The 22520-nt window shown below is 67.5% G+C and carries 13 protein-coding genes; 6 read left to right on the top strand and 7 right to left on the bottom strand.

What is annotated here, in order from left to right:
• Nucleotides 1-2 precede the first annotated feature (2 nt).
• Complete coding sequence (locus tag AC07YH_RS05555) at nt 3-2633, bottom strand: TonB-dependent receptor plug domain-containing protein (RefSeq protein WP_494746015.1); 2631 nt, start codon at nt 2631-2633, stop codon at nt 3-5.
• A 522-nt stretch (nt 2634-3155) separates the two neighbouring features.
• Here AC07YH_RS05555 and AC07YH_RS05550 point away from each other — a divergent pair.
• Together AC07YH_RS05550 and AC07YH_RS05545 are read left to right on the top strand one after the other, a co-directional pair.
• On the top strand, nt 3156-4061 hold the full coding sequence (locus AC07YH_RS05550) for an ATP-grasp domain-containing protein (protein WP_494746014.1): 906 nt from the start codon (nt 3156-3158) through the stop codon (nt 4059-4061).
• Nucleotides 4061-5077, top strand: coding sequence for an LLM class flavin-dependent oxidoreductase (locus AC07YH_RS05545; protein WP_494746013.1), 1017 nt, complete (start codon nt 4061-4063; stop codon nt 5075-5077). The genes AC07YH_RS05550 and AC07YH_RS05545 overlap by 1 nt, the downstream gene beginning before the upstream one ends.
• Nucleotides 5078-5094: 17 nt before the next feature.
• On the opposite strand, the gene AC07YH_RS05540 is transcribed toward AC07YH_RS05545, so the two are convergent.
• The 4 genes from AC07YH_RS05540 to AC07YH_RS05525 form a co-directional block, all read right to left on the bottom strand.
• Nucleotides 5095-6354 (bottom strand): aminotransferase class V-fold PLP-dependent enzyme, encoded by a 1260-nt coding sequence (locus AC07YH_RS05540; protein WP_494746012.1) that lies wholly within the window; start codon nt 6352-6354, stop codon nt 5095-5097.
• Nucleotides 6355-6363: 9 nt separating this feature from the next.
• A complete protein-coding gene (locus AC07YH_RS05535) occupies nt 6364-8775 on the bottom strand; it encodes a TonB-dependent receptor plug domain-containing protein (RefSeq protein ID WP_494746011.1) in 2412 nt (803 codons plus the stop codon).
• A gap of 197 nt (nt 8776-8972) precedes the next feature.
• Nucleotides 8973-10514: a tryptophan halogenase family protein gene (locus AC07YH_RS05530; protein WP_494746010.1), complete on the bottom strand. Its 1542-nt coding sequence runs from the start codon at nt 10512-10514 to the stop codon at nt 8973-8975.
• A gap of 179 nt (nt 10515-10693) precedes the next feature.
• Nucleotides 10694-13081, bottom strand: coding sequence for a TonB-dependent receptor (locus tag AC07YH_RS05525; RefSeq protein ID WP_494746009.1), 2388 nt, complete (start codon nt 13079-13081; stop codon nt 10694-10696).
• A 213-nt stretch (nt 13082-13294) separates the two neighbouring features.
• Here AC07YH_RS05525 and AC07YH_RS05520 point away from each other — a divergent pair, with 213 nt between their 5' ends.
• Nucleotides 13295-15544: a beta-glucosidase gene (locus AC07YH_RS05520; RefSeq protein WP_494746008.1), complete on the top strand. Its 2250-nt coding sequence runs from the start codon at nt 13295-13297 to the stop codon at nt 15542-15544.
• A gap of 36 nt (nt 15545-15580) precedes the next feature.
• On the opposite strand, the gene AC07YH_RS05515 is transcribed toward AC07YH_RS05520, so the two are convergent.
• Nucleotides 15581-16636: a LacI family DNA-binding transcriptional regulator gene (locus AC07YH_RS05515; protein ID WP_494746007.1), complete on the bottom strand. Its 1056-nt coding sequence runs from the start codon at nt 16634-16636 to the stop codon at nt 15581-15583.
• 276 nt (nt 16637-16912) lie between these two features.
• Here AC07YH_RS05515 and AC07YH_RS05510 point away from each other — a divergent pair, with 276 nt between their 5' ends.
• Nucleotides 16913-18091 carry an amidohydrolase family protein gene (locus tag AC07YH_RS05510; RefSeq protein ID WP_494746006.1) on the top strand — a complete coding sequence of 393 codons (1179 nt, stop codon included), beginning with the start codon at nt 16913-16915 and terminating at the stop codon, nt 18089-18091.
• A gap of 96 nt (nt 18092-18187) precedes the next feature.
• The gene (locus AC07YH_RS05505) at nt 18188-19066 is read left to right on the top strand and encodes a TetR/AcrR family transcriptional regulator (RefSeq protein WP_494746005.1); all 879 of its coding nucleotides are present in this window, start codon (nt 18188-18190) and stop codon (nt 19064-19066) included.
• On the opposite strand, the gene AC07YH_RS05500 is transcribed toward AC07YH_RS05505, so the two are convergent.
• Nucleotides 19063-19674, bottom strand: a complete 612-nt coding sequence (locus AC07YH_RS05500) for a TetR/AcrR family transcriptional regulator (RefSeq protein WP_494746004.1) — start codon at nt 19672-19674, stop codon at nt 19063-19065. The two genes, AC07YH_RS05505 and AC07YH_RS05500, sit on opposite strands and share 4 nt — an antisense overlap.
• 304 nt (nt 19675-19978) lie before the next feature.
• Here AC07YH_RS05500 and AC07YH_RS05495 point away from each other — a divergent pair, with 304 nt between their 5' ends.
• The gene (locus AC07YH_RS05495; protein WP_494746003.1) at nt 19979-22468 is read left to right on the top strand and encodes a TonB-dependent receptor; all 2490 of its coding nucleotides are present in this window, start codon (nt 19979-19981) and stop codon (nt 22466-22468) included.
• The last annotated feature ends 52 nt before the right edge of the window (nt 22469-22520 follow it).

Raw genomic sequence — 22520 nt, 5'->3', positions numbered from 1 at the left:
GATCAGAGGCTGAAGTCGAAACCGACCTGGAAGTAGCGACCGCGCAGGTCGTACTGGCTGAAGTCGTAGGGCGCGCGGATGCCAGGGAAGTTGGCGTCATGCGGCGGGGCCTCGTTGAACAGGTTCTCGACCTTGGCGTAGATCGTGAACCGCTTGAAGCCGGAATAGCCAAGGTAGGCGTCGACCTGGTCATAGGCGTCGACGCGGCTCTGGTTGGCCACGGTCGGGATCAGGTCGTAGCCGCTGGTGTGATACCAGGTCAGGTTGGCGTCGAAGTCGGCGATGTTCCAGCCCAGGCGCGTGGTGGCCTTGTCGGCCGGCAGCACGGCGCCGCGGTTGTTGCCCGCATAGTTGACCAGCGCCCCGCCAGGCGTGACTGGCCGGCGATAGTCGTAGACGTGGGTGTAGGCGGTCGAGACGGTGAAGTCACCGAAGCGCTCGGTCGGCAGCTTCTGGCTTATCTCGATGTCCAGGCCCGAGGTCGAGAGCTCGGTCAGGTTCTGATAGCGGTTGTAGACCGCTACCAGCTTGCCGCGCGCGTCGCGGATCACGTCGGCCGGGTTGTTGCCCTGCACGATCGAGGTCGAGTTGCCCGTCCCGATCAGGTTGTCGAGCTTGATCTTGTACCAGTCGAAGCTGATCAGGCTGCCGCGACGCGGGGTCAGCACCAGGCCGACATTGAACGAGCGCGTGCGCTCCGGCTTCAGGGCGGTGTTGCCGACTGTGAAGAAGGTCGGGCTCTGGCGCGAGCCGGGCAGGTCCGGATCGAACGGATCGACGACCGTGCCGTACGAGATGTTGGTCGAGGCCGCGTTCTCCGACAGCGATGGGGCGCGGAAACCGCGCGAGGCCGAGGCCCGCAGGGTCACGATCTCGTTCGGACGCCAGCGCAGCCCGGCCTTGGGCGAGAAGGCGCTGCCGAAGTCGCTGTAGTGGTCGCCGCGACCGGCCAGTTGCAGATCCAGGGTCGAGAGCAGCGGAATGTTGGCCTCGACATAGCCGGCGGCCACCTCGCGCTCACCGTCGACGGCGGCGATGGCGGGACGGATCTGCAGGCCCTGGTCGATCTGCACGGGATTGCGCGAGACCAGCGACTCCTTGCGGTACTCGACGCCCGCCGCGTAGCCGATCGGGCCGGCCGGCAGGTCGAACAGCTCACCCGAGATCTTGAAGTCCGCGCCGTGCAGCTTGGACTCGGCGGGACGCACGGTGCTGAGGCGGATGGCGTCGAGCACGGCCTGCGGCGTGGCGCTGGGGTTGCGCAGGTTCAGGGAGCCGTCGGCTAGGGCCGTGGCCAGCGCCCAGCGGTTGGCGAAGCCGGCGGCCACGGTCTCTTTCTCATTGCTGGCCGAGGCATAGGCCGTGGCTTCCCAGTCGAAGTGCTCGGTCTTGCCGCGCACGCCGCCCAGCACGCGATAAGCCTTGGAGATGTTGGTCTTCAGCGACTGGCCCAGGTCGAAGAAGGTGTACTCGATCGGCGTGGCCACGCCGTACGGGTTGTAGGGGCTGTTGGCGGCCAGGACGTTGGAGACCGGCTCGGCCAGGCCCGTCGTGGCGTTGAGGGCGAAACGGCCGCCCTCCAGCGTGAAGTATGGGCTGGAGCCGAAGATCGAGACGCCCTTGATGTAGCTGTAGACCGCCTCGCCGAAGAGCTCGACATTGTCGCCGACCCGCGCCGTGCCGCTGACATAGCCTTGGTAGCGGTCGGTCGACGGGATCAGGGTGGTATAGGGCGCCAAGTTGATGGCGCAGGTCTCGCCCGACAGGCCGTCGATCGGCGCGCTGGCGGTGCGGACCATGCCTTTCGGGCAGTTGCCGGCCGAGTCGAGGATCGGGACCGAGACGCCGTTGACCAGGTAGCGCGCGCCCTTGGCGCTCCAGCCGTTCCAGCGCCCGCCCGGCAGGCCGCTATAGATGCCCGACTTGGTCAGGTCGCGCTGGTCCTGGTCGAGGCGGTCGCGCGTATAGATCTCAGCGCTGAAGAGGACGTTGTAACGGTCCTTGTCGATGTCGCCGAAGCCGCCGACCAGCTTGCCGCGCCAGGTGGTCAGGCCGCCCTCGTCCGACGTTCCGTAGCTGGCCCCGCCTTCCAGGCCCTGGAAGTTCTGGCGGGTGATGATGTTGACCACGCCGGCGACGGCGTCCGAGCCGTAGATGGCCGAGGCGCCGTCCTTCAGGACTTCCATGCGCTGCACGGCCACCAGCGGCAGAGCATTCAGGTTGACGAAGGTGTCCGACAGGCCGTTGGCTGGGAAGCCATAGTTGGCCACGCGGCGGCCGTTCAGCAGCACCAGGGTGTTCTTCTGCGACAGGCCCCGCAGGCCGATGCCGGCCGAGCCCGACGCCCAGCCGCTGTTGCTGGTCTCGTTGGCCGCGTTGCCGGTGTTGGCCGAGATCGAGCGCAGCAGGTCGGCGACCGTCACCTTGCCCGAGGTCTTGACCTCTTCCTGGCCGATCACCTGGACGGGGTTGAAGCCCTTGGCGGCGGCGGTGCGGATGTTGGTGCCCGTGACGACTAGGTCCTCGACGACCGTCTGGGCCGTGTCGGACGGCGCGGCGACCTGGGCCTGGACGATGGCCGGAACCGCCGTGGAAGCGAGCAGCGCCAGGAGCGCGAGTTTGGAATGCGACATGGACCAGAACCCCAGCTGAAAATCACTGGAGCTGCCTTAGGGGCTCATCCGCCGCATTCACGCCTTAGTTTTTCTGGGCGCGCTGAGAGGTGACGCCATCGGCGGATTTTCCCAAGAACACCCTTTTCCAACTGCGATTTTCCATATCGCCCGCGCCGAGACCGAGGCTCGCGTCGGATTAGTTTATATATTTCTAGTATTTCAGTAGACTTTAAGGCGCTCCGGGCCGCTGAGCGACCGGCGTTGACTCCGCGTTGATCGCATCGCGACCGACATCCGGCGCTCGATATCAAATCAGATAGATTTAGTAGGGATTGAGATTTTTTGACGCCTGATCTGGCCCGCAGGATTTCTGGCTTAGGCCGATCTGCCGGCGTCCGTAAGGTCAAGATGTGAAGCGACCCCGCTTCTGCCCCATCTGGGCGTTTCCTCCCTTCCTAGCCCGGCATCGCGCCGGGCTTTCTTTTGAGCGAAGGTGGAAACGCCGGGAACAAGGCCCAGTACACCAGACGCGAGCGTATCGTGACCGACCTAGCCGTCCTCTACGAACATCCCAAGTGGTTCGAGCCTCTGTTCAGCGTCTTGAGCGCCCGGGGAATCGACTTCCAGGCCCTGAAGCCGGATGGCGATTTCGACCCGCAGGTCCCCGCCCCGCCGGCCAAGCTGATCTTCAATCGCATCGCCATGTCGTCGTTCCTGCGCGACGCCGAGCATCCGATCTTCTGGGCCCAGTCGCTGTTCGCCCAGTGGGAGCAGGCCGGCGCGCGGGTGCTGAACGGCACGTCCGCCCTCGCCTACGACACCTCCAAGGCCCGGCAGCTGGCCCTGATCGCCTCGCTGGGCCTGGGCGCGCCCAAGACGCGTGTCGTGCGCCGGGCCGCCGACCTGGAAGCCGCCGCCGAGAGCATCGGTTATCCGCTGCTGGTCAAGGCCAATATCGGCGGGGCCGGCGCCGGCATCAGCCGGTTCGACAGCCGCGACGAGCTGCGCGCCGCCAAGGCCGACGGCCTGCTGCCGACCAGCGTCGACAGCGTTCTGCTGGTCCAGGAATACATCCCTGCCCGCGATGGCGCGATCACCCGGATCGAGACCCTGGACCGCGAGTATCTCTACGCGATCCGCGTCGAGGGAGCCGGCGCCTTCGACCTCTGCCCCGCCGACGCCTGCCAGATCCCCGGCCAGCCGATCCCGATGACCTCGGTCGACCTCGGCCCCGAACTGCGCGACGCCGCCGAGGCCATCGCCCGCGGCGCCAATCTCGACGTCGGCGGCGTCGAGGTGATGATCGACGATCGCGACGGCTCGGCGCGGTTCTACGACATCAACGGACTGTCCAACTTCGTCGCCAATCCGCTGGGGGTGCTGGGCTGGGACCCGCACGAGCGGCTGGTCGACAAGATCGTCACCTGGCTCGAGGAGGTGCGCTGATGCGCTATGGCTATTGGATGCCCGTCTTCGGCGGATGGCTGCGCAACGTCCCCGACGAGAACATGTCGGCGACCTGGGACTATGCCAAGCGCCTGACCCAGGACTCGGAGAAGTGGGGCTATGACCTCACCCTGATCGCCGAGCTCAATCTCAACGACATCAAGGGCGTCGAGCAACCGGCCCTGGACGCCTGGTCGACGGCGGCGGCCCTGGCGGCGGTCACCGAGAGCATCGAGTTCATGGTCGCTGTGCGGCCCAACTTCCATCAGCCGGCCCTGTTCGCCAAGGCCGCGGCCAATATCGACCAGATCTCGGGCGGGCGCCTGGCGCTGAACGTCGTCTCCAGCTGGTGGGCCGACGAGGCCAAGCAGTACGGCCTGCAGTTCGACCAGCACGACGACCGCTACGCCCGCACCAGCGAGTGGCTGAAGGTCGTCGATGGCCTGTGGACCGAGGAGCGCTTCAGCTTCGAGGGCAAGTTCTACAAGACTGAGGAGGCGATCTGCTCGCCCAAGCCCGTCAAGCACCCGACCATCTATGCCGGCGGCGAGAGCGAGGCGGCCAAGACCATGATCGCCACCCAGTGCGACGCCTATGTCATGCACGGCGACCCGGTCGAGGTCATCGCGCCCAAGATCGCCGACATGAAGGCCCGCCGCGAGGCCGTCGGCGGCTCGCCGATGCAGTTCGGCATGGCCGCCTACGCCATCGTGCGCGACAGCGAGGCCGAGGCCAAGCGCGAGCTGGAGCGGATCACCACGGTGAGCGAACTGCCGGCCGGCTATGCCAACTTCGACCAGTGGCTCTCGGGCACCCAGCTGGAGCGCGAGATGAAGCTCCAGGAATATTCGGTCTCCAACCGCGGCCTGCGCCCCAACCTGGTCGGTACGCCCGAACAGCTGAAGGAACGCATCGCCGAGTACGAGGCCGCGGGCCTGGACCTCCTCCTCCTGCAGATGAGCCCTCAGGCCGAGGAGATGGAGCGCTTCGCCAAGCAGGTGATGGGCACGGCCTAGGCCGAAGCCCCGCCGACCTAGACCGCCCTCGCCCGGATGGCGGCGGCCAGGCGGTCCATGTCGGCGGGGGTGTTCCAGAAGCTGGGGGTCACCCGCACGCAGGCGCCCTTGGCCGGACCGTCGCGCTCGATCGTGAAGATCTTGTCGCGCGCGAAGAGGTCCTTCCGCAGCTCGGCGTTGTCGGCGAAGCCGGTGCGCCCCGTCAGGCGGAAGGATGTCATGCCGGCGTGCAGGGAGGGATCGTCCGGGGTCAGCACCTGGACGCCGGGCAGCGCGCGGACCTGCCCCACCCAGCGGTCGCGCAGGTAGCGCAAACGAGCCGCCTTGGCCGTGACGCCGATCGCGTTGTGAACATCGATGGCCTCGGACGCCGCCAGGACGGCGGCGAAATTGACCGTCCCGGTGTGGACGCGGGAGTCGATGCGGTCGGACGGCTTTTCCAGAGGCGAAGGGTCGATGTCGGCGATCCGATCGCGACGAATATAGACGATCCCCACGCCCAGCGGCGCGCCAATCCACTTGTGCAGGGTCAGGCCGGCGAACTGGACGCCTAGCGTCGTCAGCGAGAAATCGAACTGGCCCAGGGCGTGGCCTGAATCGAGCAGGACGTCGACGCCGCGAGCTCGCGCCGCCGCCGTGATCTCGGCGACCGGAACCACCAAGCCCGTGCGGTGGCTGAGCTGGGTCAGCAGCAATAGTTTTACGTCCGACCGCTGGGCCAGCGCCTGGTCATAGGCCGCGACCAGGGCCTCGCGAGTGGCGGGCTCGGGCAAGTCGATACGGTGGACACGCACGCCGCGCAGCCGGGCCAGCGACTCCATCGACACCTGCATGCTGTCGTAGTCGAGGTCGGCATAGAGCACGCCGTCGCCGGGCTTCAGCCTGTTGTAGCCGCCGATCAGGGCCTGCATGGACTCGGTGCCGCCGCGCGTGAAGGCGATCTCGTCGACGCCCACGCCCAGCAGCGTGGCGACCTTGACCCGCACGGCCTTCAGGTCCTGACCGATGGTCCCGCGCGTATAGAGCGTGGTCTCGCGGTTGACCCGGTCGGTATGGACGCCATAGGCCGCCCGCACCGACCGCGCCATGGCGCCGAAGTTGCCGTTCTCCAGCTGGATCACGCCCGCCGGGGGCGGGTCGTACAGGGCCGCGACCTGGGCCCAGTAGGTTTCGTCCTGGGGCTGGCCGGCTCCCTGGCGCAGTCCAGGCGCCGCGAGGGCGACACCCGGACTGGCCGCCGCAGCGGTCAAAAGGCTACGGCGCGAGAGCTCGACCATGAAGACCCCCTAGAAACGCACGTCGATGCGCGCGTAGTACTGGCCGCCGTTGGTGTCGTACGGCGAGTTGCGAGAATAGACGAGACCACGGCTGGCCTGGAACACCGCCTCGTCCGGGTGGGTGTCGAAGACGTTCTCGGCGCCGACGCGGACGGTGACCTTGTCGTTGAACTTCCAGGCGGCGTTGACGTCCACGAAGGTGATCGCGCCGAACTGCTGGAAGATGTCGCCGGTCGCGTTGCCCGTCGAGTCCGTCCACTTGCCGTAGTAGCGCGCCCGGCCCACCAGCCTCAGCTTGCCGATCGTGTAGGTCGCCGAGCCGGTCAGGTTGTTCTTGGGGCGGGACTCCTCGAAGGTCCGGCGCGAAGTCTCGCTGGCGGTCAGCGAGCCCGAGGTCACCTTGGTCTCATTGTGGTTGTAGGCGGCCATCAGGCCCAAGCGGCCGGGACCAACCGTGCGGTCGTAGTTGACCACCACGTCCACGCCGCGCGTGCGGGTGTCGAAGTCGTTGGTGAACCAGCTGATCGAGGTGAAGGACGTCGCGCCGGGGATGCCTAAGGTGGCGAGCTGGGCGCGGATGGCTGGCGTCACGACGATCGTCGGCGAGCTCGAGAAGCGGTCGTTGACGTCGATGCTGTAGGCGTCCACCGAGCCCGACAGACCGATGTCGGTGCGCCACACTAGGCCGCCGGCGAAGGTCTTCGACTTCTCTGGCTTCAGCGGCTGGGCCTTCAGGAAGACCGCGACCGGGTTGGTCGGCGACAGACGGCCCGAGGTGAAGAGCTGCAGAGTGACGGTGTCCAGGCCCTGCGAGGTGCTGGTGCTGTTCAGCTGGCCCGGCGTCGGGGCGCGGAAGCCGGTGTTGTACGAGGCGCGGATCGCCACGTTCGGCGTGAACTCGTAGCGGCCCGCGATCTTGCCGTTCCAGGTCGCGCCGAAGTCGGAGAAGTGCTCGTAGCGGCCGGCCGCGTCCAGGCTCAGGCGGTCGGACAGCTCGGCGGCGACGTCGAGATAGCCGGCATAGCTGCGCTGGCTCCACGAGCCGGCCTGCTGGGGCGAGAAACCCGGAAAGCCGTTGGAGTTGGGGGCCAGGCCGAAGGCCGCGCCGGGGCCTACCGCATAGGACGCCGGGTCGCCGGCCTCGATGCGGTAGGTCTCCTTGCGGGTTTCGGCGCCGAACGCGACGTTCAGGGGCTTGGCCAGGCCCGACACAGGCAGACGCCACACCGCGTCGGCGTTCAGGTTCGCCTCGCGCTGCACCAGACGACCCAAGTTGAAGTCGAACGGGCTGTTCGGACCGAGCGAGGCGTTGATCGAATTGTCGAGGAAGAAGCGGCTGGCATTCTCGCCGTACGATGCGCTGAGGTCCCAGGTGAAGACGTCGCTGGCGCGGTTGCGCACGCCCGCCACGGCCTGGCCGTCACGCGCGTGGATGCCTTCGCGCGGCGTGAAGCCGGCGGGATAAATCTTGTTCAGGTCGAAACCCGGGAACGCCGCCGTCTGGCCGTAGACGCTGGCGTTGCCCGTGGGGATACGCCAGTTGATGTCGTTGACCCCATCGCTCTTGCCGTAGGTGCCGAAGGCGTAGGCTTCGGCGGCCTGGCCCAGCGGCAGCGCCGCGTCGACCGCGAAGTGCAGGGTCTTCAGGTCGGGGTCGCCCCAGCGCTGCACCGGGTTGTTCACCTTGATGCCCGTGGTCTGCTCGAACTTGATCGCGTCGGGCCGCTGGCGGCTGCGCGAGGTGGCGTCGGCCTTCGACCACTGGACCGTGGTCGTCAGGTGGCCGCCGTCGCCGATCGCCATGCCGGCATGCGCGCCCAGGCGGTAGGCCGTGCCGTCGCCCTCGTAGTACTGGCCAGCCTGGCCGAAGGTCGAGAAGCCGGTCTTGTCGTCCAGCATGATGTTGATGACGCCGGCGATGGCATCCGAGCCGTACTGGGCCGAGGCGCCGTCGCGCAGCACTTCGATGCGGCCCACCGCGTAGTCCGGGATCTGCGCCAGGTCAGGGCCTTGCGCCCCGCGCGAACCCAGGAACGCCGAGCGGTGGAAGCGCTTGCCGTTGATCAGCACCAGCGTCTGGTCGGGCGACAGGTTGCGCAGGGTCGCCGGACGGATGAACTGCAGGCCGTCCGAGGTCGGCAGGCGCTGGACGATGAAGGTCGGGATCTGCTGCGCCAGGTTGGCCGCCAGCGACGGCGAGGCCGAGGCCTCGATCGACTCGCGCGACAGGACATCGACCGGCGCCAGCGTCGTGAACTTGGTGCGCCCCGCCTCACGGGTGCCGGTGACGATGATCGCGTCGACTTCGGTCACGGCCGCGGGCTCAGCCGCCGGCGCCGTTTCGGCCGCCTTGGCCGATTGCGCGGTCATCACCAACAGGCTGGTCGCCGCCAGCAACCAGGATTTCGAATACAAAGCCATGAACTTTCCCCAGACCAATGGCTGGGCTAGCTGTCATGGTCGCATGACGGCTGTTTGGCTGTGCGGCTATGAATATGTGACGGCCGCTCGTCATGAAGCCGGACCGCCGACGCGCACGCGCACGCGGTCCGCGCATCACGTTTCCGACGCCTACCCTGCCTTGAAATCGAAACCTCTAAGTCGACGACCGACGGCCTTCATTGGCGTTGGTACAGAGCCTCCACCAACCGCCGGTGGGGCGGCAGGTGACGTTGCGCTTCGCGTCCGGCCTCGGCGATCTTGGCGAAGGTCGCGCGCGCTCCGACCTGCTCGGGATAGCGGCCTTCGACCGGCGTAAAGTCGGTTTCCGCGTTCATGCCATGCAGGATGTACTGGTAGCTGGACGGCAGGAAGGTCTCCAGGTCGACCACGAAGTCGAACCGCGACACCGGCCGGTGCTTCCATTGCGCCAGCTGGTCGCGGAGGCCTTCGGGCCAGCTGGTCGGATCGGCATTGTCGCGCCAATAGGGCTCGTCGCGCTTGCTGAGCGCGTAGTGCAGCTTCAGGAACGAGACGATCCGCTCGAACCGGCCGGTCATCAGGCGGTTGAAGTTACGGGTGGCGGCGTCGCGCGCGGCGTGGTCGCGCAGGGGGAAGACCTCGGCGATCATCACCGCGGCGGCCTCGATCAGCATGATGCCGGTCGACTCCAGCGGCTCGAAGAAGCCGGCCGAGAGACCTACCGACACGCAGTTGCCAATCCATTGGCGCTCACGGTAGCCGGTCTGGAACTTCAGCAAGCGGGGCGTCAGGCCCTCCGCCGCTGGGCCGATATAGCCGCGTAGGACCTCTTCGGCGCGGGCCTCGTCGGTGTGGCGGCTGGAGAAGACGTAGCCGACGCCGCGCCGGTTCTCGAGGCCGATGTCCCAGGTCCAGCCGGCCTCGTGGGCGGTGGCCAGGGTGTAGGGGTGGATCGGCGCGTCGGGCGTCTCGTAAGGGACCTGGATCGCCAGGGCCCGGTCGTTGAAGAGGACGTCGTCACAGCGCCGGAAAGGTGAGCCCATCGCCTCGCCGATCAGCAGGGCGCGGAAGCCCGAGCAGTCGATGAAGAGGTCGCCCTCTAGGCTGCCCAGGTCGCCGGCCTGGACCGAGACGATGTCGCCGGACATGTCGCGGACCACGCCATCGACCTTGCCCTGCAGATGGGTCACGCCCTTCTCGATCGCCACGCCGCGCAGGAAGTCGGCGAAGCGCGCCGCATCGAAATGGTAGGCGTAGTTCATAGGGCCGCCGAAGTCGGGGTCCTCGGGACGCTTGGGGCCCAGGCCCGCGCGGATCACCGCGCCCTGGTTGGTGACCGCGTCGGCGAAGGCCAAGGGCGAGCCGGCCTGATGATCCAGCATCCAGTAGGGCGACAGGTCGCGGCCTTCCGGGCGCAGCGGCAGATTGAACGGGTGGAAATATTCCGACGGCGCGCCTGGCTGAGACCGGCGCCCCCAGTCGACGAAGCGGACGCCCTGCTTGAAGGTCGCCGAGCTCTCACGCATGAACCGCGCTTCGCTGACGCCCAGAGCCGCCAAGGTGCTGCGGATGGTCGGAAACGTGCCCTCCCCGACCCCGATCGTCCCGATGTCGGGCGACTCGATCACCGTGATCCGCGCCCCGTCTGGCCGATCGCCGCCCAGCTGTTGTGCGAGATAGGCGGCCGTCAGCCAGCCCGCCGTGCCGCCGCCCACGATGATGATGCGGTTTCCCACCATGCGACCGGATCCTCGAAACCTTGAGTCGTCGAGCATCGCCACGCCCCCTCGGCGCTGTCGACAAAGAAATCCCGGATGATGGGCAGGAGCGCCATCACCCGGGCGAGCGCAGGTTTTAGGGGGGAGTCTCGTGCGCTCGGAGAAGAAAAGGCGGAGCGCTTGCGCGCCCCGCCCTTCGCCTAGAACTTCGCCTTGATGCGAGCGCCCCAGGTCCGTGGCGGCTGGTAGACCGCCGTCCAGACCGGTGCGTAGTTCGGCACGCCGGCAGCGCCCGCGCCCGTCTTGATGTTCTTGTCCTCGAGGTTCTGGACGAAGCCCTCGATCGACCACATCGCCTGCGAAGGCTCGTAGCGCACGGACAAGTCCGTTCGCGTGAAGCTCTTCTGCTGGTCCGGAGCGCCCTGGTTGAAGTAGGACAGCCAGCTCTTGCTTTCGAAGTGCGTGCTGATCCGCGGGACGATCCGGGCGCCGCTCGCCAGGTCGAAGGTGTGCTCGTACGCCACCGTGCCCGAGAAGTGCGGGGCGTGCGGCAGTTCCTTGCCCTTCAGCTGGACGGCGTGGGCGGCGTCGTTGGGTCCGACGCGGCCATCGGCGGCCAGCAGGAAGTCCATCTTCGTGTCCTGGGCGGTCGCCGAGATCTGCAGGCGATCGTTGGCCGTCAGGTTGGCGGTCAGCTCGGCCTCGATACCCTTGGCCTGGGCGCCCTTCGCGTTGGTCGTGACGACCTGCGACTTGTCGACCGTGCCGTCCGGCTTGAACGTCGTGACCACCTGGTTGACCTGGTAGCCCTTGAAGTCCTCGTAGTAGGCCGCGAGGTTCAGGGTCGCCCGGCCGTCCATGAAGCGAATCTTGGAACCGACTTCGTAGTTGGTCAGGGTTTCGGGGTTGGCCAGCAGGCCGCCATCCTCGATGTTGCCCGACTTGAAGCCGGTGCTGACGCTGCCATAGACGAGGATGTCGTCGGAAACGTCGGCGTCGGCGCGCGCCAGCCAGGTCACCTTGTCCCAGCTGCCCTTCACGTCGTTGTTGCTGATGCTGTAGCCGGGGCCCAGCAGAGCCAGCAGTTCGGCGGCCGTGGCGCCGCGGTCGCGACCGAAGATGCCGGTGCTGCAGCGGCCGGGTTGCGGCGTGGGCAGCTTGTTCTCGGCGGTCAGGCAGTCCGAGAGACCGTTGAACGTGACATTCCGGCCGCCTTGGTCCTGCTTGACGTCTTTGGTATAGCGCGCGCCGCCGGTCAGGCGGATGTGGTCGTTCAGGTGCCAGACGGCCTGACCGAACGCGGCCTTCGATTCGACCGTGCGCTTGGCCTGGATGAAGCTGCCCGACCAGCTCATCGGACCGTCGCGATAACCGTCGCGGCCGTCGATGTCGAAGCGGATCGAGTTGTCTTCGTGGCTGTAGAAGCCGCCGATGATCCAGTCGACCACCTGATCGCCTTGCGACTTCAGCTGGACTTCGTGGCTCCAGGCGTCGTTGCGCGACCAGACGGTGTGGTTCTCGCCAAAGCCGCCCTGGGTCAGGGCGCCGTTGCGGGTCACGCCCAGGATACCGCCGTCGGCGTCGCTGTTGGCGCTGCCGCCCACGCGCTGCCAGCCGGTGATGTAGGTCAGGCCGACATTGTCGTTGATCGAATAGTCGATGGTGCTGCGCACGCCGTACGAGAAGCGATCGCTCTCGGGCGCCGTGTCGATCAGGGCCGACCACTTCTTCTGGCCGGCGCGAGGCGTCTGGGCCAGGCCGATGATCGGGGCGCCGGTGTCCTGGTAGCCCTCGACATTGACGTTCCAGGTCAGCTTGTCGTTGGGCTGCCACAGGGCGCTGATGCGACCCGAGCGCTGGTCCTGGGCGTAGTACTTCTTGCCCTGGGTGACGAAGGCCGACGGATTGACGCCCGCGATGGTCGGCGGACGCTGGAAGTCGACATAGCCGTCGTGGCGCTCGGTGATCGCGGCCACGCGGATCGCGAAGGTGTCCGAGAGCGGCATGTTGACCGAGGCGCGAGCGCCGAAGCGGTTGTACGAGCCGCCGACGACCTCGACGCTGCCGTAGCTGTCGCCCAGGGTCGGACGGGCGGTGCGCAGGCTGAGCGCGCCGACCGTGGCGTTCCGGCCGAACAGCGTGCCTTGCGGACCACGCGCCACTTCGACGGCGTCCATGTCGTACATCAACACGGCCGCGCCTTGGGCGCGCGGCGAGTAGATGCCGTCGACATAGATGGCCACTTCGGGGTCGGCGACTTCGGTGAAGGCGGTGTCGTTACCGATGCCGCGCATCGTCAGCAGGATCGCGCCTTGGTCGCCCTGCTGGTTGATCTGCATGCTGGGCACGAACTTGGCCAGGTCGGTGACGTCCTTGACCTGTTGGCGGTCCAGCGCCGCCTGACCGAAGGCCGAGATGGCGATCGGGGTGTCTTGCAGCTTGGTCTCCCGCCGCGTGGCGGTGACCGTGATTTCCTCGATTTGCGTGGCGTCGGCCTGTGCCGGCGCGGTTTGAGCTCGCGCGATAGCGGCGACCGAGAAGGCCGTCACGATCGTAGTCCCTGCCAATAGGGCATTGCGAAGTTTCATCTTCATCCCTCCCTGCGTGCGATCCGTTTCTTGTCGCCGCTTGCATCCCGTGGATAGCTACAGTACGACAACGTTGTCAATCGGAGTCATTTCTTATTTTTGACTTTTGTCCTATCGGACAATTTGTCGAATAGTTGAGAAGCGCGCCGATTTCGCAATGAAGATTCAAACTACTGTCGAATTGACAGAGCTGTCACATGGGAGGAAATCGAGGTGAAGCATCGTCAGATCGGTGGGCTGACGCTGGCGCTATTGCTGGGCGTGACCCTGCCGAGCGCCGCGCTACACGCTGAGGTCGCAAGCTCGACCGTCGCGAAACCTTGGCTGAACGCCAAGCTTGCCGCCGACAAGCGTGCTGATCTCTTGCTCGGGGCCATGACCCAGGACGAGAAACTGACCCTGGTGTTCGGCTATTTCGGCTCGAACCAGGACAAACCGAAGTTCACCCCCTCCCCCGAAGCCCGCATGGGCTCGGCCGGCTACATCCCCGGCATCCCGCGCCTGTCGGTGCCGCCGCAGTGGGAAACCGACGCTGGCGTCGGCGTCGCCACCCAGCGTGAGTCGAGCGATCCATATCTGGAGCGCACCTCGCTGCCGTCGGGCATCGCCACGGCCGCCACCTGGAACCCGGAGCTGGCCTTCAAGGGCGGCGCGATGATCGGCTCGGAAGCCCGTTCGTCCGGCTTCAACGTCCAGCTGGCCGGCGGCGTCAACCTGGCCCGCGACCCGCGCAACGGCCGCAATTTCGAGTACGGCGGCGAGGACCCCCTGCTGGCCGGCAAGATGGTCGGCGCGCAGATTCGCGGCATCCAGTCCAACAGCATCATCTCGACGATCAAGCACTGGGCGCTGAACGGCCAGGAGACGAACCGCATGACGGTCAGCTCCAACATCAGCGACGCCGCGGCCCGGATGTCCGACTTCCTGGCGTTCGAATTCGCGATCGAGGACTCCAACCCCGGCTCGGTGATGTGCGCCTACAACCGCATCAACGCCGTCTATGCCTGCGAAAGCGACTGGCTGATGAACGAGGTCCTGAAGAAGGACTGGACCTACAAGGGCTACGTCATGTCCGACTGGGGCGCGACGCACTCGACCGCCAAGGCCGTCAACGCCGGCCTCGACCAAGAGTCGGCCTACACCTTCGACAAGGAGCCCTTCCTCGGCGCCCCCTTGAAGGCGGCCGTGGCCAGCGGCGAGGTGTCCCAGACGCGCCTGGACGACATGGCGCGCCGCATCGTGCGCTCGATGTTCGCCCACGGCCTGTTCGACCGGCCGATCGTCAAGGGCCCCATCGACTTCGCCGCCCACGCCAAGGTGACCCAGGCCGACGCCGAGGAATCGATCGTCCTGCTGAAGAACGACGGCGGCCTGCTGCCGGTCGCCGCCAGCGCGCGCAAGATCGCCGTGATCGGCTCGCACGCGGACGTCGGCGTGATGTCCGGCGGCGGCTCCTCGCAGGTGTTCCCGATCGGCGGCATGGCCGTGAAGGGCCTGGGCCCCAAGGGCTTTCCGGGCCCGATCGTCTACCACCCGTCCTCGCCGCTGAAGGCGCTGCAGGCCCGGGCCAAGGGCGCGACCATCACCTATGACGACGGGACCGATCCGGCCGCCGCCGCCAAGCTGGCCGCCACGAGCGACCTGGTCATCGTCTTCGCCCACCAGTGGGCGGCCGAGTCGGAGGACTATTCCCTGACCCTGGCCGACAACCAGGACGCCCTGATCGACGCCGTGGCTTCGGCCAACAAGAAGACGGTGGTGGTGCTGCAGACCGGCGGTCCGGTGCTGATGCCCTGGGCAGACAAGACCGGCGCGATCGTCGAGGCCTGGTTCTCGGGCACCAGTGGCGGCGAGGCCATCGCCCGCGTGCTGACCGGCGAGGTCAACCCGTCGGGCCGCCTGCCGATCACCTTCCCGGCTAGCGCCGACCAGCTGCCTCGCCCGGTCATCGACGGCGATCCCAAGCAGGCCGAGGCTTTCTTCGACGCCAATTACGACATCGAGGGCGCCGCCGTCGGCTACAAGTGGTTCGACAAGAAGGGCCACCAGCCGCTCTTCCCGTTCGGCCACGGCCTGTCCTACTCGACTTTCGGCTATAGCGACCTGAAGACGGCAATGGTCGGCGGCAAGCTGACCGTCAGCTTCACGGTTCGCAACACCGGCAAGGTCGCCGGCAAGGACGTGGCCCAGGTCTATGTCGGCCCCAAGGGCGGTCAGGGTTGGGAAGCCCCGCGCCGTCTGGCCGGCTTCAAGAAGGTCGAGCTGGCGCCCGGCGCCAGCGCCAAGGTTTCGGTGACGGTCGATCCGCGCCTGGTGTCGGTCTTCGACTCGAAGGCCAAGACCTGGAACGTCGCCGCCGGCGCCTATGAGGTCTCGGTGGGAGCGTCCTCGCGCGACCTGAAGACCAAGGCCGAGACCGCCCTCGCGGCGCGCAGCCTGCCGGTCTCGTACGACGGCCAGTGACAATGGACGGGGGCGGTTTCGACCGCTCCCGTTTCGTCAGGCGCCTGGCGCGGGCCCGGTCGAGGCTCGCACCATCAGCTCGAAGGGCACCAGCACGTTCGCGGCGGTCAGCCCCTCCCCCTTGGCGCTGGCGTTGATCAGCATGTCCGTGGCCGTCTCGGCCATCCGCGCGACGGGCTGGCGCACCGCCGTCAGGGCGGGAACCGACAGGCGCACGCCGATCGCATCGTCATAGGTGAGGATCGACAGGTCCTCGGGAATCCTCATGCCTCGCGCCTGGGCGACACTGACCGCGCCCAGAGCCATCTGGTCGTTCGAGGCCATGATCGCCGTCGGCGGCTCGGCCAGCGCCAGCAAGGCCTCGGCGCCCGCCACCCCGGAGTCGAAACTGAAGTCGCCGCTGTGGATCCAGGTTTCCGGGACCTCGATCCCCGCCGTCCGCATCGTCGCCTGGAAGCCCTCGACCCGGATGGCCGACGAGGCGAAGCGGTAGTCGCCGGCGATCATGCCTATGCGCCTGTGGCCCAGACCCAGCAGGTGCCGCGTGGCTTGCTTGGCCGCGGCGCGGTCGTCCATGTAGACCCGCGCGCCCTGGCCGCGCACCGGGGTGTTCAGGCGCACGAAGGGGATGTTGCGCTTCTTCAGCACGCCCAGGATCATCGGGTTCTCACAGTTGGGCGGCGTCAGGATCACGCCGTCCGGCTGTAGCGACGACAGGGTCGCGATGATCTGGCGCTCCAGGGTCTCGGACTCGCGCTCGATCAGCTCCAGCATCAGGTGGTAGCCCGACTGCTCGCAGCGCAGCATGGCGCCGTACAGCATCTGGTCGATCCACTCGTTGGCGCGCTCGCTGCGCCAGTTGTCCATGGTCAGCTTGCGGTCATTGAACGCCACCAGAAGGTAGGAGCGCGATCCGCCCATAGTCCGCGCGGCCTTGCTGGGGCTGTAGCCCAGCTTTTCCACCACCTGCAGCACGCGAGCCTTGAGGTCGGGCGTCACGTTCGGCTCGTCGTTCATCACCCGCGAGACGGTCTTGACCGAAACGCGCGCCAGTTCGGCGACATGGATGATCGTGACGGGACGCTTTGCCATCGATTCCCCAATCGGCGGATAACCCACCCTAACCCGAAATATCTTCGTGCGCGCCCGTCTGGAACGGCCATCAAGTCGCAGCCGCCCGCCCACTTCCACGACCTGGCGCTTCGATATTTCCCACGCACCATTTCGTTTTTCGCGTCGGTGAAAACCAGACGTCACGCCTTCGCGCCACGTCACAAAATAAATTGACTCACGCACCATAAGGAGTGAGCATAAGAACGAAACAAGAGACCGCTCCCCGGGCGGCCAAGTCAAAGCAGGGAGAAAACGATGACCTATTCGAAGGGGCGCGTGATCCACGACGCCGACAGCCACACCATGGAGACGGCCGACTGGCTGGAGCCCTATCTGGAGGGCGCGCATCGCGAGAAGCTGGGCTCGCTGTATTCGGAGCGCGAGACTGGCCGCCGGATCGTCAAGCTGATCGACCAGGCCAAGGCCCGGAAGGGCGACCCGGAAGCCGAGGCGGCCGCCGCCGAGAACCCGATCGCCGGGGCCAAGGGCTGGCTGGGCTACGGCGCCTTCGACACCGACGAGCGCATCAAGGCCCTGGACTGGCTGGGCTTCGGCAGCCAGCTGGTGTTCCCGACCTTCGGCCTCGGCGCGGTCACCAAGGCCGAGGACGAGGAGACCATGTATGTCGCGGCCCAGGCGCTGAACCGCGCGCAATGCGCCTTCTGCGCCGTCGATCCGCGCCTGGTCGCCGTCGCCTTCGTGCCGCTGGACAATCCGCTGCGCGCCATCGCCGAGCTGGACGCGGCCCTGGAGATGGGCGCGGGCGCGGTGATGTTCTCGGCCTCGCCGGCCGGCGACCGCTCGCCGGGCCACCCGGACCTCGACCCGTTCTGGCGTCGCCTGGAGGCGGCCAACGTGCCGTTCATGCTGCACATCGGCCCGGGCACCCGCACCCAGCCCAAGCCCTTCCACAACAACGGCCGCGAACGCGCTCCCGACCTGCACGGCGGCGGCGAGAACCTGCGCTTCGCCGACTACATGTGCCTGTGGTACGCGCCCCAGGAGTTCCTGACGGCGATGATCTATGACGGCGTCTTCAAGCGCTTCCCGGCCCTACGCGGCGGCGTGATCGAGTCGGGCGCCGGCTGGGTGCCGGACTTCCTGCGCCAACTGGACTACTCGTACGCCTCGTTCCGCAAGACCGACCCGTATCTGCAGGAACTGGACCTCAAACCATCGGAATATCTGCGCCGCGCGGTGAAGTTCACGCCCTTCCCCAGCGAGGATGTCGGCCGGATGATCCGCGACGCCGGTTCCGACCTCTTCCTGTTCTCCAGCGATTATCCGCACCCGGAAGGCACGCCCGATCCGATCGGCCGCTTCGAGCGTTCGCTGGGCGGACTGGAGGAGGCCGAGCTCGACGCCTTCTACCGTCGCAACTACGAACAGATGATGGGCATGCCAGGCAGCGCGGCCAGCATCGCCGCTGAGTAGCGCCTACCGGAGCCGCGACCCAGGTCGCGGCGTGTCGCCTTCGGGAGGGATAGTCGCGGGATTGCAATTGGCGGTCCCGCGGCCCAACCTTGGCCCATGCGCGAAAAGACCTCGGCCAAGTATTCCCGCCAGCAGCTCTACGACCTCGTCTGGTCAAAGCCGCTGGCCGGCGCGGCCACCGAGGTGGGCCTTAGCGCCAACGGCCTGGCCAAGCTGTGCGACCGCCTGCTGATCCCTCGCCCCGCGCGTACCCACTGGACCCGCCAGGGCGCGGCCGCCGAACCCGCGCGTCCGCCGCTGCCGCCGGCGCCCTCCAGGACCGCTTCCGAGATCATCGTCGGGGCCGAGCAGTTCACCGCCCGCCGCGCCCGCACCCGCCTGTCGCCCGAGGACCGCCGCGACCAGCTGATGGACACCGCCGTCGCCATCATCCTGGCCGAGGGCCTGACCGAGGTGACCCTCAAGCGCGTGGCCCGCGAGGCCGGCATCAGCGAGGCCCAGGCCCACAACTGCTTCGCCGGCCGCGCCGACCTGCTGACTTCCCTGGCTCGGCGCGAGCTGCACGCCCTGGAACAGCGCCGCCAGCTGCAGATCGCCCGGGGCGAGGACAACCTGACCCGGATCATCCTGTCGACCCTCGGCTATTTCCACGAGGCGATCGCGCGCGGGCCGACCTTGCAGATCCTGATGCGCGACGCCGAGGTGCGCGACAGCCTGCAGGACGAGCGCCAGAAGGCCGCCGAGATCGCCGTGGAGCCGATCCTGGAGTCGCTGGGCGCGCGCTACGGCATGAGCCGGCCGGTGGCCTATGGCTCGACCGCCGTATTGACCGCCGTCACCCGCCGCGCCGGAGGCCTGCTGGCTTCGGGCCGCACGACCTTCGAGGTGGCCGAGCGCCTGTGCCTGCCGATGATCATCGCCGGCGCCAACAGCAACGCGGCGGCGGCGCGGCAGGAAAAGAACCAGGAAGCCTAGGCGGTCTTCGCCGCGCGCGGCCGGACCGAATCGATCCCGCTGGTCAGCAGGCGCGCGCACAGCGCCTGGGCCTCGACGAGATCGAGCGCGCCCTCGAACACCAGCCGCCCGGCCTCCTCGGGGATCGCGACCAGCAGTTCGATCAGCACCAGAGTCTCGTGCGCCGACAGCCGCAGGTCCCGCCGCGCCGAACGCGCCAGGCGGGCGATGGCGGCCACATGCGGACGCGCCTTGCCGCCCCGTCCCCGCGCCCTCGGCAGATCGCGGACGGTCACGTGGACCACTGGCCCGTGGCGCGCGACGTGATCGAGATAGATCCGCGCCCCGGCCGCCGCCCGCGCGCCGAACTCGCCCGCCTCCAGCGCCGCGGCGAGGCCCGCCTCGCCCAGCCACTGCATGCGCCGCTCCAGCACGGCCTCGGCCAATTGGTCGGCGTCGGGGAAGTAGGCGTAGACCAGCGCCCGGCTGGCGCCCATGGCGTCGCCGACCCGCTTCATCGAGATCGGCAGGCCGCCGGTCTCGATCACCAGCCCGTCGGCGATGTCGAGAATCTGCGCGATACGCGCGGTCGCGCTCTTACGGCTGCGAAGGTCGTCCTGAGCGTCCATGGCCCGATGTTGGCCACCGCCGCGCGATTGTCAAACGCGCCGGGCGCACGCGGGCGTGGCGCTGTACCGCGATCACCAAATCGCACTCTATTGGTTTGCGAGTAAACTCTCTTGACTGAGACCCACCCCGTACTCTCTATTCGAAAATAAGGCCGCGCATATCGCGCAAGAAGGCCACGGGGAGGATCACATGACCTTATCTTCGCGCGCCCACCTGTGCTCAAGCGCAGCATTATTGGCGTTTGCGTCATTTTCAACAGCATACGCTCAATCCAAAACGCCTTCGCCCGAGCAGACGGCGCAGGTGGACGAGATCATCGTCACCGCCACACGCCGCGAGCAGGCGCTGTCCGACGTGCCTCTGGCCATCTCGGCGGTGGGCGCGCAGGCGTTGCGCAACTCCGGCGCCACCGACGTGCGGGCGCTGAACCAGCTGAACCCCTCGCTGCTGGTGTCCTCGACCGGCTCGGAATCCAACACTTCGGCCCGCATCCGCGGCATCGGCACAGTCGGCGACAACGCCGGCCTCGAAAGCTCGGTGGCCATCTTCATCGACGGCGTCTACCGCTCGCGGACCGGCGTGGGCCTGAACGAGCTGGGCGAGATCGAACGCGTCGAGGTGCTGCGCGGCCCGCAGGGCACGCTGTTTGGCCGCAACGCCTCGGCCGGCCTGCTGCACATCATCACCCGCAAGCCGCAATTCGACACCGAGGGCTACGCCTTCGCCAGCGTCGGCGACTTCCGCTACCGCCGCGTCGAGGGCGGCGTCACCGGGCCTATCACCCCCACCCTGGCCGGCAAGATCGAGGGCGTCTGGGAAAAGCGCGGCGGCTTCTACGAGGACGTCAACACGGGCGCTCAGATCAACACCCGCGACCGGTATTTCCTGCGCGGGCAACTGCTGTGGGAGCCGACCGACAGCTTCTCGGCGCGACTGATCGCCGACTATTCCAAGCGCAACGAGTCGTGCTGCGGCGCGGTCTTCGCCACCGACAAGATCGCGCCGGGCAACTCGGCGCTGCTCGATCCCAACGTCAATGCCGCCGTGCGCGTGCTGACCCTGGTCGCGCCGGCCACGGTCGACCAGCTCTATCCCTCGCGCAACGATCCCTATGACCGCAAGGTCGCCGTCTCGCCGGGCACGACCTTCGCCGGTACGACCAAGGATCGCGGCGCGTCGCTGGAGCTGAACTGGAAGCTGGCGGGCGCCGAGGCGACCTCGATCACCGCCTATCGCGACTACAACGGCGCCCAGGGCGCGGACGCCGAGTACAATCTCGTCGACATCCTGCACATCGACCGCGACGGCTCGGGCCGCAGCTTCAAGACCTTCTCGCAGGAGCTGCGCCTGCAGGGCGACGCCTTCAACGACCGCCTCGACTGGCTGGTCGGCGGGTTTTATTCGCATGAGAAGCTCGAGGTCGGCAGCACGCTGAAGTTCGGCACGGAGTACGGTCCGTTCTCCTCGTGCCTGATCGTCAACGGCATCAACCGGGCGCTGGTCGACGCCAACGCCGCCGGCTGCCTGACGCCCACCGGCCGCGCGGCCCTGGGCGGCTCGGCGTCGCCGACGGTTCAGGCGCTGGACCTGCTCTATTCGATCTCGAACATGGGCGACGACGGCACACGCTACAGCCAGACCAGCAAGAGCGCGGCGATCTTCACCCACAACATCTTCCACGTGACGCCGACCGTCGATCTGACCCTGGGCGCCCGCTACACGCACGAGAGCAAGGACTTCTCGGCGGCATTCCGCAACACCAACACCGTCTGCCCGCGCGTACGCGCGCTGCCGGGCGTCAGCGCCGGCATCGTCGGCCTGGCCTGCCAGGGCAACTCGACCTCGGAGCTGAACGGCCTGAACCTGGCCGACAGCCACAAGGAGAGCGAGGTCACCGGCACGGCGGTGCTGTCGTGGAAGCCGTCAGAACCGCTGATGGTCTATGGCAGCTACTCGAAGGGCTACAAGGCCGGCGGCTTCAACCTGGACCGCTCGGCCCTGGGCCCGGCCACCACCGTGCTGACCAACGCCTCGGTCGCCAAGCTGCGCTTCGATCCGGAAAAGGTCGACGCCTTCGAGCTAGGGGCCAAGTACAGCGCCGGCGGCCTGTCGCTGACGGCCTCGGCCTTCTACCAGCGGTTCGACAACTTCCAGCTCAACACCTTCGACGGCACGGTCTACATCGTGGCCACGATCAACGGCTGCGGCACGAACCTGAACGGCGGCGACCGCGACACCAGCGCCACGACCGGGGCCTGCGCGCCGGGTGACGTGAAAGCCGGCGTCATCGCCAAGGGCGTGGAGCTGGAAGCGGCCTGGCGGCCGATGCAGCATCTGAGCCTGACTTCGGCGGCGATCTATGCCGACACCAGCTATGCCGACCAGCTGGTCGGTGACGCGATCGGCTCGCCACTCAGCCCCTCGCTGTCGCGCCTGCCCGGCCAGCAGATGTCGAACGCTCCGCGCACGGTGTTCACCAATGCCGTGACCTGGACGCCGCCGATCGGCGCGTCGGGCTGGACGGGCCTGGCCTATGTCAACGCCCGCACCAGCAGCCACTACAACACCGGCTCGAACCTGGCGCCGAACAAGGTCCAGAAGGGCTTCACGGTGGTGAATGCGCGCCTAGGCCTGCGCGCGCCGGACGAGAAGCTGGCCATCGAGCTGTGGGCGCAGAACCTGCTGAACCAGGACTACGCCCAGGTGGTGTTCGACAGCGCGTTCCAGGGCTCGTACTCGGCCTATCTCGGCGATCCGCGCACCTGGGGGATGACGGTCCGGGCGCGCTTCTAGAACCCCTCGAAACCCTACCTCGGGGAGACTTGAAAGGCCTCGGCGTCCGCGC

The sequence above is a fragment of the Caulobacter sp. GW456-12-1-14-TSB4 genome, from assembly GCF_059424195.1.
This window is presented reverse-complemented; position numbering and strand designations above follow the sequence as displayed.

What these genes read in the sequence shown, in the direction of transcription:
- AC07YH_RS05555 (WP_494746015.1), bottom strand. Translation starts at nt 2,633, where the DNA reads ATGTCGCATTCCAAACTCGCGCTCCTGGCGCTGCTCGCTTCCACGGCG.
- AC07YH_RS05545 (WP_494746013.1), top strand. Translation starts at nt 4,061, where the DNA reads ATGCGCTATGGCTATTGGATGCCCGTCTTCGGCGGATGGCTGCGCAAC.
- AC07YH_RS05540 (WP_494746012.1), bottom strand. Translation starts at nt 6,354, where the DNA reads ATGGTCGAGCTCTCGCGCCGTAGCCTTTTGACCGCTGCGGCGGCCAGT.
- AC07YH_RS05535 (WP_494746011.1), bottom strand. Translation starts at nt 8,775, where the DNA reads ATGGCTTTGTATTCGAAATCCTGGTTGCTGGCGGCGACCAGCCTGTTG.
- AC07YH_RS05530 (WP_494746010.1), bottom strand. Translation starts at nt 10,514, where the DNA reads ATGGTGGGAAACCGCATCATCATCGTGGGCGGCGGCACGGCGGGCTGG.
- AC07YH_RS05525 (WP_494746009.1), bottom strand. Translation starts at nt 13,081, where the DNA reads ATGAAACTTCGCAATGCCCTATTGGCAGGGACTACGATCGTGACGGCC.
- AC07YH_RS05515 (WP_494746007.1), bottom strand. Translation starts at nt 16,636, where the DNA reads ATGGCAAAGCGTCCCGTCACGATCATCCATGTCGCCGAACTGGCGCGC.
- AC07YH_RS05510 (WP_494746006.1), top strand. Translation starts at nt 16,913, where the DNA reads ATGACCTATTCGAAGGGGCGCGTGATCCACGACGCCGACAGCCACACC.
- AC07YH_RS05505 (WP_494746005.1), top strand. Translation starts at nt 18,188, where the DNA reads ATGCGCGAAAAGACCTCGGCCAAGTATTCCCGCCAGCAGCTCTACGAC.
- AC07YH_RS05500 (WP_494746004.1), bottom strand. Translation starts at nt 19,674, where the DNA reads ATGGACGCTCAGGACGACCTTCGCAGCCGTAAGAGCGCGACCGCGCGT.